We start from the raw sequence: 17,144 nt of genomic DNA, 5'->3' as shown, positions 1-17,144 counted from the left end.
TTAAGCTCATCAGTGCTGAAAATACTTGGCGGGAAGCTGCCTGGGAAGATAAGTCAGTGCCAACACTAGAGAAGTTATGATTTTTATCATAACTTCTTTTTTATATGCAAGTTTAATTGCTATTTCTGAGTGCGAAGTTGTATAATAAGCATGTTTGTATAAAATAACAGTATTGGCTTGAAATGAGTGGTACAATTGAACTATGATGAAGCAGTAAATACTACAATTGAAATTGGGTACGAGCTTTTAAAAAATGGTGCGGAGATTTACCGTATTGAAGAATCCATGCAGCGCGTGTTTACAGCTTATGGTTTAAAGCAAAACGAGGTATTTACCATCCCATCCTGTATCATAGTAACCCTCCGCATGGAAGATGGCCGCCCGATTACCCAAATTAAGCGGGTGTATTCCTCTGTTACTGATCTAGAAAAAGTGCGCCGGCTTAATGATCTTTGCCGCCGAATTTGCAGAGATACGCCTGATTTTATACAGATTAGAGCAGAGCTGGACGCGATAAAAGCAATGCCGAGCTTTAGTTTTAACGTGCAGATGCTTGCTTTTGCTGCGATTGCTGCGGTATTTACACTATTTTACGGTGGCAATTTTGCAGATGCTGCATGCGCTGCGTTTTGCGGTGCTGCAGTCAAAATAGTGAGTTATCAAATGGGCAAATTTCGTACAAATTCATTCTTTATTATCATAATATCCAGTGCCGTGGCGGCAGTCTTGGCACTTGCTGCGGTTCAGCTCCAACTGGGCTTTAGTTCGGACAAGATCATTATAGGTACGCTGATGAATTTGGTACCGGGTGTTGCTGTCACCAATTTTATGCGTGACATCATTGCGGGCGATTTGCTTTCGGGTGTGATTAAGCTCACCGAGGCGCTTTTGAGTGCTACGGCAATTGCATTGGGTGCCGGTATTGCGTTGGCAGTTGCCCGTATGGTGTTTGGTATTTAGTAAAAGGTGTGGGTGATAAATATGGGCAGCATCTTATCATGTGCATATGTTTTTATAGGCTGTGTTGCTTTTTGTTTTGTGTTTAATCTGCGCGGGAAGATGATGTTTTTAGCCCCTTTGGGCGGTTCTTTGGGGTGGCTTATCTATCTGCTCAGCAGCAGTCTAAACAGTCCGATTTTTCAATGTTTTCTTGCTACTTTAGTGATTTCTATCTATGCAGAGATTATGGCACGCTTACAAAAGGTACCGGTCACGGCTTGCTTACTGATTGCAATTCTGCCTCTAGTACCAGGCGGAGGGCTATACTACACCATGGAATATTGTATCAGCGGTAATATACCAATGTTCTGGGAAAAAGCAGGATATACCTTTGGCACGGCGGGTGCACTTGCGCTTGGCATTTTGGTTGTTTCGTCTGCGGTTCGTTTATGGTATACCATACGGGCTTCTTTATCAAAAACATTGCCGAAAAGAATATAGATAAAAGCTCCCGAAGATTTTCTCCGGGAGCTTTACATGTTAACTGTTTATTGGTTCGGTTTCAGGCTCCTCCTGCCAAAGGTGAATTTTTCCTGATGCCTGCATATCTTTCAGCAAAATTACCGTAAGCGGGAATACAAACATACCGATAATCCCCATTACATGTAGCCCGAGGTACATAAAAATCAAGGTGACCAGCGGATGAAGCCCAATGCGCTTACCGATGATACGCGGCTCAAGAATGTTGCGGATGACCGTGATGACGACATAAATAATCAGCAACCCTGCACCAAATCCGGTTTGCCCCATGATTAAGCTGATAAGTCCCCATGGAATTAGAATCGTACCGGTCCCAATCACAGGCAGAATATCTACCAGAGAGATGATTGCGGCCAGCAAAATGGCATAATCTACTTTAAGCACAAGCAGTCCTATCGAAAGCTCAACAAAGGTGATAAACATAATCAGTAGATAGGAGCGTAGCATCTCGTACATTTTTTTACCAAAGGTATCCCATGTATTCCGCACCTGAAGCCGATATTTTTGAGGGATTTGGAGCTTGCAAAAATGTTTTAGATGATCAAATTCTACGCACATAAAAAAGGTTGCCACTATAGTAATGATGATGGAAATCAGCATCGACGGCAGCAGCGAAGCTTTATTGGCGAGCCAGGTGACAGCTGTACCAGATAGGGAGATGAGCTTTTGCTGTGTTGTGTGGACGATATCCTGCGTAAGCTGTAGAATTTGCTGCTCCAATTCGTTGGGCAATCGTTCCAGTAAGCTGTTCATTTTACTGCTCAGTGCATCGGTAACAGCGGGGGCGGTACTCTGGTACCATTCGGGAAGATGTACCACAATATCAGCAACTTCGTTGATCGCATTGTAGATACAAAGCACACATAAAAACCCTATAATAGTTAGCAAAATGAACGCAACAATCGGCGCAACAATGCTTTTTTTCAGCCTCGTTTTCTGTGCCAGCCAATTGATAGGCTGCTGTAGGCAGGCAGCGATAATAAACCCGATGATAAACGGGAGCATCCAGATCATTACATACTTAAAACAAAAGTATAAAATGACAAGAATACAGGCTGCAAATGCACAATTGATAATAAATCGCTTTCGTTTTTCCAGTGTCACAGCAACGTCCTCTTTCTATTGTGGCTTTTCTCTACCTGTCATTGTAGAGTACGGTTAAATTACTGTCAATAAAAATAGCGTTAAGAATCCAAATTTAGGGCGCCTCATTATTATGTTTGTATTTATCCTTGCCATATGATACTATAATAACTGCTGAACGATTCACTCTTTACAGCTTATTTCACCGCGCTTCAGATATTGATAATGTTCGACACACATTACGGTGGGGATTACTGACAGATGACGGAGTGTAGATATGAAAAACATTTTGAGGAAAGAAAATATCGGCTTTATTGCAGTGCAGAGCCTCTACCAGATTTCTTTTTGCGTTTATTCTGCTTTTTTGGTGATGTACCTGCAGATGAACGGCTTTACCAATGAGCAATGCGGGCTTGCAATTACCTTGCAATACCTCACCTGCCTGATTTTGCAGCCGCTTTATGGCTATATTACCGATACTTACCTTTCTTGCAAACGTTTTTTAATGCTTGCAACCGCCATTACCATTCCGGCAGCGTTTCTGCTGCCTATGACGGTAAGAATAGTGCCGCTTGCTATGCTCTCTATTGTGATTTACGCATGCTTTTACAACTCGAACGAGACAATAATTGCCGCTTGGGTGCTGTTGTTGCGCGATCAAAAGCCGTATATCAACTACGAAGTCACGCGTGGATTTGCCTCGTTTTTCTATGCATTTTTTGCACTTGGCTTTGGTGTGCTGCTCCAGCGATTTGGTACAAAAGTCATGTTTATCTCCTATGCGCTGTTGGCGTCCGCATTGTTTTTGGCATGCATTCCTATCCCCGAGGTTGCCTGCCAGAACAGTAAGAAGCTCAGCCGCTTTGCAGGGGGACAATCACTTTCTACGTTGCAGGTGGCGAAAACACTTGCCTCCAATAAGCCGTATATGCTGTTCTTGGCGAGTGCACTCTGCTATCAAATTGGGCTCAAAGCAACTAAAACCTTTATATCCAATTATGTTGCGGTGCTCGGCGGCGCGGAGCAAGAGCTTGGGGTACTGTTCTTCTTCTCTGCGCTGATTGAATTTCCTGCACTTTATCTCATCGGCAGAATGACCAGACGATACAAGGTGGAATACTCTTATCTAATGATACAGTTTGCACTTATTTGCAACCTGCTATTCCTCAAATTTATGCCCAGCATGGTGGGTATGACCTTTGCAATGATATTCAGCGGAGTTGCTTACATCGGCTTTCTAGGTGTATTCATGGATTTTGTAAAACTCAAGACCCCGCGCCAGCTCAATTCCTCCGCTATTTCATTGGGTATGGCACTTACCAATGCGCTTGGTGCCATTCTCGGTGCTTATTTCGGCGGCCTGATCATCGATTTGTGGGGGCTGGATTTCATGACAATCAGCTGCTTTATCACAACCGCCCTTGCATTTATATTGTTTTTACCGTTGCTCCTCTGTAAAGATCATACACCAACAGCAACTCAATAAAAAATAGCGGTTTTCTCTTGCAAAATACTTTAAAACGGGATATAATAAATACAGTAGAATAGTCTGTTTCAGGGCGAGGTGCGAATCCTCACCGGCGGTGAAGCGCGTCAGAGCGATAAGTCCGCGAGCAATTGCATGAATCGGTTAGAATCCGATACCGACGGTATAGTCCGGATGAAAGAAACGGGTGCGTTTTTTGACGAACGTATTTGTCCCTGATGATTTTTTCATCAGGGATTTTTTGATGTTGTTTTTCAGTAAAACGCCTATGCGAACCCTTCTGACAGCATTCTAACTTTATTTGTCCGCATCGGACACAGGAGGTACCCCCATGAATACATCCACCAAAAAAATGACACGTCTGGGCATGCTTGCGGCAATTTCTATTGTTTTGCTTATGGCGGTGCGCATTCCCTTTCCACCTGCACCGTTTCTGGAGTACGACCCCGCCGATATTCCGCTGTTTATCAGCGCATTTGCATACGGGCCGTTTTCTGCTCTGATTCTAACGCTGGTGGTTGCGGTGCTGCAGGGAACAACGGTCAGCGCAGCGAGCGGTATCATCGGTATTGCTATGCATTTTTTTGCAACGGGAGGCTATGTACTGGTGGCGGGCGCAATCTATAAACGCAACAAAACCAAAAATACGGCGGTGATTGCACTGGGGGCAGGCACCCTTACCATGACAGCACTTATGGTAGTGATGAACCTGATTTTCACACCTATCTTTATGGGTACACCGGTGGATGCAGTGCTGGGCATGCTGTTGCCGATTATCATTCCCTTTAACCTTATGAAAGCGGGAATTAACTCGATTATTACCTTTTTACTGTATAAATCGACAAATAAATTACTTGGAGTATAGATAAAACGAATTTTTTATTGACAAATTAGTATAAGATATACTATAATAATAGTTACAACTGAATAACCCCTTATCAAGAGCGGCGGAGGGAACAGGCCCTGTGATGCCCGGCAACCTGCTTTATGCAAGGTGCCAAGTCCTGCGGGAAACCGAGAGATGAGGATCACATAAAATCTCGGTATTGCACCGAGATTTTTTTGCGTGTGGAGCCAAACCCACGGCAGGTAAAATTTTGGTGCGGAAAAACAGTATGTACACAACCAACAAGGAGGAACTATTATGGCAAGACATCTTTTTACATCCGAATCGGTGACCGAAGGGCATCCCGATAAAATCTGTGACCAAATTTCCGATGCGGTGCTCGACTGCATCATTGCACAGGACCCAGCCGCGCGTGTAGCGTGCGAGACCACCGTTACCACAGGTTTGATTATGCTGATGGGTGAAATCACCACCAGCTGTTACGTCGATATCCCCAAGATTGCACGGGGCGTGGTAGCTGATATTGGCTATGACCGTGCAAAATATGGCTTTGACTGCGATACCTGCTCGGTAATCACCACCATCAATGAGCAGTCCACCGACATTGCACTCGGCGTTGACCGTGCATTTGAGACAAAAACCGGAAAGGGCAGCACCGCCGAGGATGAAACCGGAGCGGGTGACCAAGGTATGATGTTCGGTTATGCCTGTGACGAAACCCCGGAGCTGATGCCAATGCCCATTTCGCTGGCGCATAAGCTGGCAAAGCGCCTTACCTTTGTGCGTAAAAACGGCACACTGCCTTACCTTCGCCCCGACGGTAAAACTCAGGTGACCATTGAATACGAGGATGACAAGCCAGTGCGTGTTGATACTGTGGTGGTTTCAAGCCAGCACGGCGCTGAGGTTACACTCGAGACCATCCGCGAAGATATCATTGAGCATGTCATTAAGCCGATTGTTCCTGCTGAGCTGCTTGATGACAGCACAAAATACTTTATCAACCCTACAGGGCGCTTTGTCATCGGCGGGCCGCAGGGGGACAGCGGGCTTACCGGCAGAAAGATTATTGTCGACACCTACGGCGGTTATGCAAGGCATGGCGGCGGCGCATTCTCGGGTAAAGACCCAACCAAGGTCGACCGCAGCGCAGCTTATGCGGCGCGCTATGTGGCAAAAAACATTGTTGCGGCGGGCCTTGCAAAGAAATGTGAGATTCAACTCGCCTATGCCATCGGTGTGGCCGCGCCCGTTTCGGTGATGGTAGATACCTTTGGCACCGGAACCGTACACGATGACCTGCTCTCTCAGGCGGCAACACATGTGTTTGATTTGCGCCCTGCCGCAATCATTCGCGAGCTTGACCTGCGCAAACCCATCTACCGCCAGCTCGCCGCTTACGGACATGTCGGCAGAGAAGATCTTAATGTTGCGTGGGAGAAAACCGACCGCGTAGATGCACTGAAAAAATACGTTTCGGAGCGCGAATAGTACAATAAGCGGGTGGGGCTAGCCTCACCCGCTTTTCACATGATTTGCCGTTTTTTCATAGAATGGGGTACTCTACTTTGTAAAAACGGAGGTAAATTCTATGAAAACGGCTATTCTCATTGCCATTGGTCTAATGGCATCGGTGGGGCTGGGTTATATTCTGGTGGCTTTACAGCGGTGGATATTAAAGCCCCGCCACCCATCTCACGTGGTGGCAGTGCTCCCTGTATTCGGTGATGAGGCAGATATTGAGCAGCAGCTCCGCAGCGCCTACACCGACCTTTTGCAGGGAGCCTATGGGATGACACCGATTCTGCTGATTGCAGATTTCGGTGCAGATGTAGAAACGCTCACAGTTTGCACCATCTTTTGTCAGGGATGCTCGTATGCGCGTATCTGCAGCGGAGATGACCTGCCGCAGGTGCTCAAAGGTTTACAAAATAAGTAGCCTGTATTATACTTAAAAGTAGACTACTATCTGGCGGATATAAGATTTATGCCAGAAGCCGGACGGAAACACGCCGGATGTTCTGACCTGTGTCGTACATTTTGCGTAGAAAGTAAGGAGGTGAAGCGCGTGCAGGAGCAGGAACTTGAAAAGCTGGAGGGTACGGTGGAATACATCAGCTTCCACAGCGACGATACGGGCTTTACCGTACTGGGGCTCGCTGTCAATAACGAAACCGAGCTTGTCACCGTAGTGGGCGAAATGGTGGAGATTTCTGAGGGGGAACACCTTTCGCTGTTGGGGGAATATGCGGCGCACCCCACCTATGGGCAGCAATTTCGTGTGTCGATGTGTGAAAAAACATTGCCTGCCACCGCAAATGCGATTTTAAAATATCTCTCGTCCAAATCCATTAAGGGAATTGGCCCGGTGCTTGCAAACCGGCTGGTTGGGCATTTTGGAAACACCACCCTTGATATCATTGAAAAAGCACCGGAACGCCTCACCGAGGTGAAGGGAATCTCACCCAAAAAGGCGCAGGAGATTGCTGGCGATTTTAAACGCATCTACGGGGTGCGCATGGTGATGATGTTCCTTTCGAAATACAACGTTCACCCGTCGGTTTGCGTGCGGGTGTGGAAAAAATGGGGGGGCACATCGGTCGAAGTGCTCTCCGAAAACCCTTATCTGCTTTGTACCGGAGATTTGGGGCTAACCTTTGCGCAGGCAGATGCCATAGCAATGGAAATGGAGTTCCCGCCTGAGCACCCGCACCGCGTGAATGCGGCGCTTGCCTTTGTTTTACGGCATAACCTCAGCAATGGACATACCTGCCTGCCCGAGGCGAATCTGCTCAAAATATCCACCGAGCTGCTGGGGGTAGACCGCGTGCTGGTGGAGCAATGCCTGTTTGAACAAATTGACGCGGAGGAGCTGATATCGCTTGAGGCAGGCGGCAAAACGTTAATCTACCTACCACAGCTCTATTGTGCCGAGCGGTATATTTCGGGGCGTTTGCTCATTGCGCGCAGCGCCTTTGCAAGCCCCGATATTGATTATTCCAGCCAGATTGATTCACTTGAACAAAGCTTTTCAATCGAGTATGAAGGTCTGCAGCGCAAGGCTATCTCTGCTGCGCTCAACAGCGGTGTGTTTATTCTCACCGGCGGGCCGGGAACCGGTAAAACCACCACCATCAATGCCATTATCGAGCTGTTTGAACAGATGGGAGAAAAGGTGCTGCTCGCTGCTCCCACAGGGCGTGCTGCCAAGCGTATGGCTGAAATGACAGGGCGCGAAGCCAAAACCATCCACCGCTTGCTTGAGGTGGATTTTAAAGCGGGCGATTCGCTCACCTTTAAACGCAACGAGCGGAACCCCCTGGATGCGGGAGTGCTCATCATCGACGAGATGTCGATGGTGGATACCCTGCTTTTTGAAAGCCTTTTGCGTGCCATGCGGCTATCGTGCAGGCTGGTGCTGGTCGGGGATGCCGACCAGTTGCCGTCAGTAGGTGCGGGCAATGTGCTGCGCGATATGATTGATTCGGACGTGCTGTACACGGTACACCTGCAGGAGATTTTCCGTCAGGCGGCACAAAGCCTGATTGTGACCAACGCGCATCAGATTGTACGGGGGGAACACCCCGACCTGAATGTGCGTGACAACGACTTCTTTTTTTTGCGTGGAACAAACTTTCAGGGAATTACCGAGACTTTGGTCGATCTCATCGGCCGCCGCCTGCCCAAAGCCTACGGGTTTTCTCCAAAATGGGACATACAGGTGCTTTCACCCACCCGCAAAAGCGAGCTTGGCACGGTAGAGCTCAACCGCCGCCTGCAGCAGAGTTTAAACCCGCCCGCACAGGGCAAGAATGAGTTTAAATTCGGAGGTTACGTCTTCCGCGAGGGCGACAAGATTATGCAGATTCGCAACAATTATGATATTGTGTGGGAGAAAGAGGACGGCGAGAGCGGGCTGGGCATTTTTAACGGCGATATCGGTGAGATTTTGCAGATTGATAAATCCACCCGCATGCTGCTGCTGCGGTTTGACGATAAACAGGCCGAGTACAGCTTTGATATGGCAAACGAGCTGGAGCTCGGCTATGCCATCACTGTGCACAAATCGCAGGGCAGTGAGTTTGAGGCGGTCATTATTCCGCTGCTGCACGCCACCAAAAATCTCTATTACCGCAACCTGCTTTACACCGCGGTGACGCGTGCCAAGCGCCTGCTGATTTTATTGGGTGACCCAAACAGCGTGTACTATATGGTAGATAACAACAAAAAGACATTACGCTATACCAATCTGGCGCAGTTTTTGCGTGATGAGCCACCGATTGGAGAAGAATGATGAAAGAGAATTTGTGGAGCCGTTTTTTAAACCTGTTCTTTCCGCGTAGATGTGCCTGCTGTGGGCAGCTGCTTGCGGGGGGAGCCTTATGCGAGGGCTGTCTGCTTTTGCTAAAAACGCTGGAATCTCCTCTGCTACCGTATACAGCACCGCTGGACGGATTAAGCGCCGCATTTGCCTACAGTGGCGCGGGTGCCGCACTGATGCGGGAGTTCAAATTTCATCACCAAACGCACTGTTATCATCTTTTATTACAAGAATCATTTGAAAAACAGGTGCGGGAAACATACGAAAAGTATAATATCGACATGATTATACCAATACCGATGTATCGTGACGCAAAACGCGAGCGCGGTTTCAATCAGGCAGAGCATATTGCGTCGAATTTGGCAAAAAGCATGGGGGTGCCCTGCAGGGCAGATATCATGCAAAAAGTGTGCGCCAACAGGGTACAGCACCATCTCTCCAAATCGGAGCGGGTCAACAACGTGAGGGGCGTCTACCAAGTTGCTCTGCCCCAAACAGTAAGGGGCAAAACGGTGCTGTTGGTAGACGATATTACCACCACAGGTGCAACTTTGCTGGAATGTGCGGCGGTGCTCAAAGCGGCAGGTGCTGTACAGGTGTATGGTGCGGCGGTGCTTTACACTCCGCCGGTACAGTCTTCAAAGAAAGTTTAGAAAATAATGTTGAATCCGGCAGAAAAAGCAGATATACTGAAAGATGATAATATTGCGGCAGATGTTATCTGCATCGGAGGATAAACAGGGAATGAGTAACATTGATATCGGAATTGACCTCGGCACCACGTCGGTGATTATTTACACGAAAGAAAAGGGCATTTGCCTAAAAGAGCCGTCTGTTGTGGCGGTAAATGCCTACACCGGCGAGCTGCTGGCAGTGGGCACCGAAGCCGCGCTGATGCTGGGCAAAACGCCGGGTAAAATTAAAGCTGTCTGCCCGCTTGCAGACGGTGTTATTGCCGACTACGAGCTTTGCGAAAAAATGGTGAAATTTTTCCTCAAAAAGGTGAGCGAAAACAGTATTGTAAAACCGCGTGTTGCAATCTGTGTGCCGTCCGGCATCACCGATGTGGAAAGCCGTGCCGTTGTAGAAGCGGCGGTTGTAGCGGGTGCGCGCAAGGTGTTTTTGGTAGAAGAGCCCGTTGCGGCGGCAATTGGCGCGGGCATTGACCTAAACAAGGCAAACGGAAACATTATCCTTGATATCGGCGGCGGCACTACCGATGTAGCGGTGCTGTCGCTCAACGGCATTGTTACAAAGATGTCGTTAAAAATTGCGGGCAACAAGTTTGATGATGCGATAATCAAATATATACGAGATAATTACAACGTTCTTATCGGACAGCGCACGGCAGAAAGCATTAAAATTGGTGTGGGCAGCGTTGCCCCACGTTTGGTGGAAGCTGAGATGGAGTTTAAGGGAAGAAACCTGATTTCCGGCTTGCCACAAAAAAGAACGGTCAAACGCAGTGACATCCGTGAGGTGCTGATGGAACCGGTGATACAGATTTTGCAGGCAGTTCGTTCGGTGATAGAACGCACCCCGCCTGAACTGGTGGGCGATATGCTTGAAAATGGCATTGTACTCACAGGCGGCGGCGCAAAGCTTAACGGTCTGCCCGAGTTGGTGCGTAAGGTTCTTAAACTGGACGCATATCTTGCACCATATTCAGAAGAATGTGTTGCAATTGGTGCTGGCAAGCTATTTGACTTTACAGATGATATGAGCGACGGAATTATCGAATCTATCCTTTATCCGCACCATTAGCAGGGGCGCCTGGATTAAAATTAAAATAATAGCTGCATTCTTTGCTTATTGCATGGGATGCAGTTTTTTTATGTCAAACTATTGACAAAGAGCCTTTCAAGTGTTATATATGTATATAGAGTATATATACACTATTTGACTGGAGTGCAGACATGGACATCATTATCAGCAATTCCAACGGCAGACCCATTTACGAGCAGATTACTTCACAGATTAAAAATCAAATTATTACAGGGGCGCTTCACGAAGGCGATGCGCTACCGTCGATGCGTTTGCTGGCCAAGGAGCTGCGCATCAGTGTCATCACCACAAAACGTGCCTACGAAGATTTGGAGCGCGACGGATTTATCGAAACCGTAACCGGCAAGGGGAGTTTTGTGGCGGGGCGCAACATGGAGATTATTCGGGAAGAACACCTGCGCATGGCAGAGGAAGCACTGCAAAAAGCAGTATTGGTAGCGCAAAGCGGCGGTATCTCCCTTGATGAACTCATTGAAATGCTAAACCTGATTTATACGGAGGACGAATGATGGAGAACATATTAGAGGTACGGAATTTAAATAAAAAGTATCATGATTTTGAACTGCAAAACGTAAGCTTTAGCCTGCCCAAAGGGAGCATAATGGGTTTTATTGGTGAGAACGGAGCAGGCAAAACGACCACGTTAAAGCTGATTCTAAATGAGATTAAGCGGTCTTCCGGTGAAATTGTGGTATTTGGGCTGGATAATATCCATAACGAAAAACATATCAAACAGGATATTGGTGTAGTGTTTGATGAAAACTTTTTTTACTATATGCTCAAACCCGTAGAAATTGGTAAAATTTTAAAAGCAACCTTTTCAAACTGGGACGATGCGCTTTATGAGCAATACCTCAACCGATTTAAGCTGCCAAAGAACAAGCCCATGAAAGAGTTTTCACGCGGCATGAAAATGAAGCTTTCTATAGCGGCAGCTTTGTCTCACCACCCAAGGCTGTTGCTGCTGGATGAGGCGACCAGCGGACTTGACCCCGTGGTGCGCGGTGAGATCCTTGATGTATTTCTTGATTTTATACAGGACGAGGAGCATAGCATTCTGCTCTCCTCCCATATCACCAGCGACCTCGAAAAGATTGCAGATTATATCACGTTTATCCACGATGGAAAGGTTGTACTCAGCGCGGGTAAGGATGAGATACTGGACAGCTATGGTGTGGTTCGCGGCAGTGAGGCTGAACTTGCGGCAATCGATAAACAATATCTTGTAGGTACACGTAGCAATCGCTTTGGCTGCGATGCGTTGGTGAACAACAGGGTAATTGTTGCGCAACAGCACCCGGCATTGGTGATGGACAATGCAAAGCTGGACGACATTATGATGTATTATGTGGAGGGCGAAGTAGAGTGAAAGGCCTAATTTTAAAAGACTTCTATAATTTAAGCAACTACAAAAAGGTACTGGTGTTTTTCTTAATATTTTATGGTTTTTTTGGACTTATAACGGGCAGTGCAGCAAGCATGTTTGGAATGATTATTTTTATGAGTGCGATTTTGACCCCATCGTTGTTCAGTTACGATGAGTTTTCGAAGTGGGATTCGTACGCACTCTCACTGCCGGTGACGCGCAAAAACATCGTGGGGGCACGTTACACAGTATCGATTATTCTTGTTGGGGGCAGCGCAGTGCTGACGGTAATTATGGTAATGCTCGTACAGCTTTTGAAACCCGACCCAAACATCCATGAAGTGTGGCTTTCTGTACAGGGAATGCTGACGGGTGCAATTTTATTTGTCAGTGTTATTACCCCCATTTGCTACAAGCTGGGGCCGGAAAAAGGCAGAATCTACATGTTGGCGGCAGTACTTATCCCTGTTGTTGGTATTTTTTTATTAAAACAAATGGGTGTTGCCGTACCGACACAGCAGCAGGTGGAACTGGGGCTAAGTGTGCTGCTGCTGATTTCACTGTTGTGTTTTGCTGCATCCTATTTCATCTCCTGCAGAATTTACGAAAAGAAAGAGTTTTAATCCTCGTCAAGCTTTTTAACAACCAAGCTATCTTATGAAATATAGATGATACACATAGTAAAAATTATTGTTTTTAAGCGGAAAACCGCTTGAATAACCAACGCGGGAACCCGCGTACAAAACAATAGCCCTGAACAATAAAAAGCCTGCCAATTTCACGGCAGGTTTTTTATTTTAAAAATTAAAAATTGCCAGACATACAAAAACAATATAAGGATAAAATAATCGTGTGCTGATTTTGTTTTTATTTTACGCCCTTTTTGGGCGCAATAAAATGAGAATAGGCACTTCGGATTAACGGGCAGAAGCCCGTACGAAAGGATGATCGATTAAATGGCAAATTTAACATCCAAGGAACTGTCCGCAATTGAAGATCAACTCAGTGTGGAGCAAAACCTCATTAAAAAGTATAAGATGTACTCGCAAGCATCTACCGACCCTCAGTTGAAAGCAAAATGTGAGCAGGTTGCCGCAAAGCACCAAGACCATTTTAACAAGCTGATGGGACATCTGAACTAGAAAGAGGAGGAAGCAGCCATGCAGGTGAACACCAATCAATACGGTGACAAAGAGATGATGGACGATGCGCTGTCCTCTCAAAAATTTGTTACGGGGGGCTACAATAATTTTGCCAACGAATGTGCAACTCCCGCCCTCAAAACCGATTTTATGAACATCTTGAATGAAGAACATCAGATTCAGCACGAGTTGTTTTTGGAAATGCAAAAACGCGGCTGGTATCAGGTAGAGGCAGCAGATCAAAACAAAGTGACACAAGCAAAGCAAAAGTATATGGCTCAATCCAACGGTTAACTGCTGTTGTACAGGCAAATAAAAAGGAGCGCAAAAGCGCTCCTTTTTATTTATGAATCCTGTTTGATGTGTACATCCAGCTGATTAAACGGAATAGAAATGCCCTCTTCATCAAAGCGCTGTTTTACCTGTTCCATCATGTCAAAATAAAGATCCCAATATTTTGTGCTGTCTACCCACACGCGTGAAACAATTACCAAAGACCCGGGTGTGTGTTTTAATAAGCGTACCAGAGGCGCAGGGTCGTTATGCGCCAGCGGATGCCGTTCGATAATCCCAACAATCACTGCCTTTGCCTTTTCAAAATCATTGCTGTAGCTGATAGAGAACTCCAGATCCAGCCTGCGCAGCGGTGCCGACGAGTAATTCACAATAACAGCATTGCTCATTTGCCCGTTTGGAATAAAAATCTGTTTGTTATCCACGGTGCGCAGCAAAGTGTGCACGAGGTCAATTCTAGCAACCGTACCGCCGGTACCATCTGCCTCAACGTAGTCGCCCACCACAAACGGCTTTGTCGCAAGCAGCACAAGGCCGCCCGCGAGGTTTGCAAGTCCATCCTTAACAGCGAGCGACAATGCCAAACCGACGGCACCGAGTGCGGTGACAAGGCTGGTGCTGGGTATCCCCAGCATTGGCGCAATGGTGACTGCAAGCAGCACGACCAGTGTAATTTTGACCAGCGATTTGATAAAGGCATGCAAGGTTACATCAATTTTACTGCGCATAAGCCCCTTAGAAAGCATTTTTATCAACAGCTTAATCAAAAACCAGCCGACGATAAAAATAATAATTGCAGCTAAAATAGACGGGAATTTTTCATCCAGCCATGTTGTAAATTTTGTTCCTAATGCGTTCAACGTCATCCATATGTCATCCTTTGCAAATTGATAAAACCAGTTCATATTACCCCGCCCATACCAGATTCAGCAGATCGCTTAATCCAGCATATGACGGCGGTTTAGTCGCTATGCTGCCCGGTTTGCGAAACATAGCGGCTGGGCGCCACACCTTTGTATTTTTTAAAGACACGTGAAAAATACAGCTGATCGTCAAAGCCCACCGAGTTTGCAATTTCGCCGATGGAAAGGGAGGAGTTGCGCAGCAAAGCGCATGCCTCGTTAATGCGAAATTTAGCAAGGTACTCATTGGGTGACATGGAGAGGTGCCTTACAAAAATACGGTACAAATGGGAGCGCGATACCCCTATATTTTTTGCGATATCGCAGATATCGATTTTGTTGGAATAGTTGTACCGAATAAATTTCAGTGCGTTTTCTACATAGACAGCACTTGACGATGAGTATTTTGCATTGCCTGCCGAAAGCGCAATCAAATGCGACAAAAACAGGTACAAATAACCAACCATACGTGCTTCATCCGCTGGGCCGCTGCCCGCATTGCGGTAAATATCAAGCAGGGCAGACTGAAAAACATCATTCCCCTTGGCGTTTAGCACAGGGGCTTCCTTGCGAAGCGGCGAAAGCTTGACCAGACGTTCGGCATCTGCCCCATTAAAGCCTACCCAGTAGTACTCCCACGGGTCTTTTTCATCCGCCGAATAGCTTACAACAGAAGATTCAAATACCGCAAACATCATTCCCGCATGCACTTCGTAGATGTTGTTATTCACCTTATAGGTACCCTTGCCGGCTGTTACATAATGAATCAGGTAATGGTCGCGCAGAGCGGGTCCCCAGGTATACCCGCTTTCACATTTTTGAAAGCCGCAGTTGTACACCGTCAACCCAAGGTTCTCACGTATTTTCGGTTTAAAAGAGTGCTTGTAGGTATCGTTTGACAATTTGTTCACCCGCTTTGTGTCGTTGTAATTTCAGTATAGCCGAAGAAATTTCAAATTGCAACAATAATCCATAATTTTGAATGGTTATGGGGTTGCATGCAAACAAGCATAAATGGTACTCTTAAAGCAAAAGAGAATATTATTTTAATAACGATAGAACAAAAAAAGGGAAGGAGCCTTAACTATGAATACAGCAAAAGCAATCCAGGCTTTGCAGGCGGGCGGCTACAACAAGTTGTTCTCGTATCTCTACGTCACCGACGACGCGGGGGCTGACAAACAGGCAGCGCGCTATGAGCGTGCAGTGACAGAGTTTGAAGCACTTTATGGCAAAGAAAAAGAGGTGGAGTTTTTCAGCGCACCCGGCAGAACCGAGGTAGGCGGAAACCACACCGATCACCAGCACGGCAGGGTGCTTGCGGGCAGTGTGAACCTCGACGTCATTGCGGTTTGTGCGAAAAACGATGAGGGCATCATCCGCATTAAATCTGAGGGATTCGCTATGGATACCGTCGATTTGACTGACCTGACTGTGCAGCAGAAGGAAATCAACAAGGCGGCTGCCCTGATTCGCGGTATTGCAGCTCGCCTCAACAGCCTTGGCTATAAAATTGGCGGATTTGACGCCTACACCACATCGAACGTGCTCAAGGGCTCGGGGCTTTCCAGCTCAGCGGCATTTGAGGTACTGGTGGGCACCGTGCTCAATCACATCTACAACAGCGGTGCTATCAGCGCAGTTGAAATTGCGCAAATCGGGCAGTATGCCGAGAACTTCTTCTTTGGTAAGCCCTGTGGGCTGATGGACCAGACGGCGTCCTCGGTGGGCGGCTTTGTCGCAATCGATTTTAAAGATCCAACACACCCCGTGGTGGAAAAAATCGATTTTGACTTTGCGCACTCGGGCTATGCCCTTTGCATTGTCGATACCGGTGGTAACCACGCCGACCTCACCGGCGATTATGCCGATATCCCCGCTGAAATGAAGCAGGTTGCGGCTTTGTGCGGCAAACAGGTGCTGCGTGAGGTGGACGAAAAGGTGTTTTACGAAAACCTTCCTAAAATCCGCAAAGAGGCAGGTGACCGTGCGGCACTGCGTGCCATCCACTTCTTTGGTGATAACGAAAGGGCAAAAGAAGAAGCAGATGCACTCAAAGCAGGCGATTTTGAAACATTCAAGAAAATAATAATCGCATCCGGTCAGTCTTCATTCAACTATTTGCAGAATGTGTTTACCACAAAAAATCCATCTGAACAGGGGATTTCACTGGCACTTGCAATCTCGGAAAAGTTGCTCGCGGGCAAGGGCGCATGGCGCGTGCATGGCGGCGGCTTTGCGGGCACCATTCAGGCGTTTGTGCCCATCGGTATGCTTGACGAATACAAAGCAGAGATGGAAAAGGTGTTCGGTGCGGATACATGCCATGTTTTGAGCATTCGCCCCGTCGGCGGCATCAAGGTTGAAGATAGTATTCTTCGCTAAGTCAAACAACACCGATAGAACCGCATAACCTGTAAACCCAGCACAACGAAACAA

19 protein-coding genes and 2 riboswitches are annotated in these 17,144 nt (G+C 47.0%); of the genes, 16 read left to right on the top strand and 3 right to left on the bottom strand.

What is annotated here, in order from left to right; all coding sequences use genetic code 11:
* Window positions 1–195 precede the first annotated feature (195 nt).
* The 3 genes from RTV33_RS14065 to RTV33_RS14060 are packed head-to-tail and all read left to right on the top strand — an operon-like array spanning window position 196 to window position 1,440.
* Window positions 196–960 (top strand): threonine/serine exporter family protein, encoded by a 765-nt coding sequence (locus RTV33_RS14065; protein ID WP_312645250.1) that lies wholly within the window; start codon window positions 196–198, stop codon window positions 958–960.
* Entirely contained in the window at window positions 909–1,046 is a 138-nt protein-coding gene (locus RTV33_RS15705; RefSeq protein WP_396327521.1) for a hypothetical protein, read from the top strand. Before RTV33_RS14065 ends, RTV33_RS15705 begins: the two co-directional genes overlap by 52 nt.
* Window positions 982–1,440: a threonine/serine exporter family protein gene (locus RTV33_RS14060; RefSeq protein WP_312645248.1), complete on the top strand. Its 459-nt coding sequence runs from the start codon at window positions 982–984 to the stop codon at window positions 1,438–1,440. The genes RTV33_RS15705 and RTV33_RS14060 overlap by 65 nt, the downstream gene beginning before the upstream one ends.
* 39 nt (window positions 1,441–1,479) lie before the next feature.
* Here the strand turns inward: RTV33_RS14060 and ytvI are convergent, their stop codons facing one another.
* The gene (ytvI, locus tag RTV33_RS14055; RefSeq protein ID WP_312645246.1) at window positions 1,480–2,583 is read right to left on the bottom strand and encodes a sporulation integral membrane protein YtvI; all 1,104 of its coding nucleotides are present in this window, start codon (window positions 2,581–2,583) and stop codon (window positions 1,480–1,482) included.
* A gap of 256 nt (window positions 2,584–2,839) precedes the next feature.
* On the opposite strand from ytvI, the gene RTV33_RS14050 reads away from it, so the two are divergent.
* The 12 genes from RTV33_RS14050 (at window position 2,840) to RTV33_RS13995 (ending at window position 13,803) form a co-directional block, all read left to right on the top strand.
* Window positions 2,840–4,048, top strand: coding sequence for an MFS transporter (locus RTV33_RS14050; RefSeq protein WP_312645243.1), 1,209 nt, complete (start codon window positions 2,840–2,842; stop codon window positions 4,046–4,048).
* A gap of 60 nt (window positions 4,049–4,108) precedes the next feature.
* Window positions 4,109–4,238: riboswitch (FMN riboswitch) on the top strand.
* Window positions 4,239–4,379: 141 nt separating this feature from the next.
* Window positions 4,380–4,913 (top strand): ECF transporter S component, encoded by a 534-nt coding sequence (locus tag RTV33_RS14045; RefSeq protein ID WP_312645241.1) that lies wholly within the window; start codon window positions 4,380–4,382, stop codon window positions 4,911–4,913.
* 67 nt (window positions 4,914–4,980) lie between these two features.
* Window positions 4,981–5,076: riboswitch (SAM riboswitch) on the top strand.
* A gap of 116 nt (window positions 5,077–5,192) precedes the next feature.
* On the top strand, window positions 5,193–6,386 hold the full coding sequence (metK, locus tag RTV33_RS14040) for a methionine adenosyltransferase (protein WP_312645238.1): 1,194 nt from the start codon (window positions 5,193–5,195) through the stop codon (window positions 6,384–6,386).
* 100 nt (window positions 6,387–6,486) lie between these two features.
* Window positions 6,487–6,834, top strand: a complete 348-nt coding sequence (locus RTV33_RS14035) for a hypothetical protein (RefSeq protein WP_312645236.1) — start codon at window positions 6,487–6,489, stop codon at window positions 6,832–6,834.
* Between the two features lie 129 nt (window positions 6,835–6,963).
* A complete protein-coding gene (locus tag RTV33_RS14030; RefSeq protein ID WP_312645234.1) occupies window positions 6,964–9,189 on the top strand; it encodes an ATP-dependent RecD-like DNA helicase in 2,226 nt (741 codons plus the stop codon).
* Window positions 9,189–9,869, top strand: coding sequence for a ComF family protein (locus RTV33_RS14025; RefSeq protein WP_312645232.1), 681 nt, complete (start codon window positions 9,189–9,191; stop codon window positions 9,867–9,869). The genes RTV33_RS14030 and RTV33_RS14025 overlap by 1 nt, the downstream gene beginning before the upstream one ends.
* A gap of 91 nt (window positions 9,870–9,960) precedes the next feature.
* Window positions 9,961–10,980: a rod shape-determining protein gene (locus RTV33_RS14020; RefSeq protein WP_312645230.1), complete on the top strand. Its 1,020-nt coding sequence runs from the start codon at window positions 9,961–9,963 to the stop codon at window positions 10,978–10,980.
* A gap of 152 nt (window positions 10,981–11,132) precedes the next feature.
* A complete protein-coding gene (locus tag RTV33_RS14015) occupies window positions 11,133–11,510 on the top strand; it encodes a GntR family transcriptional regulator (protein ID WP_312645229.1) in 378 nt (125 codons plus the stop codon).
* Complete coding sequence (locus tag RTV33_RS14010; RefSeq protein ID WP_312645253.1) at window positions 11,510–12,370, top strand: ABC transporter ATP-binding protein; 861 nt, start codon at window positions 11,510–11,512, stop codon at window positions 12,368–12,370. Before RTV33_RS14015 ends, RTV33_RS14010 begins: the two co-directional genes overlap by 1 nt.
* Complete coding sequence (locus tag RTV33_RS14005; RefSeq protein WP_312645228.1) at window positions 12,367–12,990, top strand: ABC-2 transporter permease; 624 nt, start codon at window positions 12,367–12,369, stop codon at window positions 12,988–12,990. The genes RTV33_RS14010 and RTV33_RS14005 overlap by 4 nt, the downstream gene beginning before the upstream one ends.
* A gap of 333 nt (window positions 12,991–13,323) precedes the next feature.
* Window positions 13,324–13,509 carry a spore coat protein gene (locus tag RTV33_RS14000; RefSeq protein ID WP_312645226.1) on the top strand — a complete coding sequence of 62 codons (186 nt, stop codon included), beginning with the start codon at window positions 13,324–13,326 and terminating at the stop codon, window positions 13,507–13,509.
* 18 nt (window positions 13,510–13,527) lie between these two features.
* Window positions 13,528–13,803, top strand: a complete 276-nt coding sequence (locus tag RTV33_RS13995) for a spore coat protein (RefSeq protein ID WP_312645224.1) — start codon at window positions 13,528–13,530, stop codon at window positions 13,801–13,803.
* A 50-nt stretch (window positions 13,804–13,853) separates the two neighbouring features.
* Here RTV33_RS13995 and RTV33_RS13990 read toward each other — a convergent pair whose 3' ends face one another.
* Together RTV33_RS13990 and RTV33_RS13985 are read right to left on the bottom strand one after the other, a co-directional pair.
* The gene (locus RTV33_RS13990; protein ID WP_312645222.1) at window positions 13,854–14,708 is read right to left on the bottom strand and encodes a mechanosensitive ion channel domain-containing protein; all 855 of its coding nucleotides are present in this window, start codon (window positions 14,706–14,708) and stop codon (window positions 13,854–13,856) included.
* A gap of 56 nt (window positions 14,709–14,764) precedes the next feature.
* Window positions 14,765–15,616, bottom strand: coding sequence for an AraC family transcriptional regulator (locus RTV33_RS13985; protein ID WP_312645221.1), 852 nt, complete (start codon window positions 15,614–15,616; stop codon window positions 14,765–14,767).
* 175 nt (window positions 15,617–15,791) lie between these two features.
* On the opposite strand from RTV33_RS13985, the gene RTV33_RS13980 reads away from it, so the two are divergent.
* Window positions 15,792–17,090, top strand: coding sequence for a galactokinase family protein (locus RTV33_RS13980; RefSeq protein WP_312645219.1), 1,299 nt, complete (start codon window positions 15,792–15,794; stop codon window positions 17,088–17,090).
* The last annotated feature ends 54 nt before the right edge of the window (window positions 17,091–17,144 follow it).

It is taken from the genome of Hydrogenoanaerobacterium sp. (assembly GCF_032017025.1).
Taxonomy (GTDB): domain Bacteria; phylum Bacillota; class Clostridia; order Oscillospirales; family Ruminococcaceae; genus Hydrogenoanaerobacterium.
The sequence above is the reverse complement of the archived record's forward strand: the minus strand, read 5'-3'. Positions and strand labels throughout refer to the sequence as shown.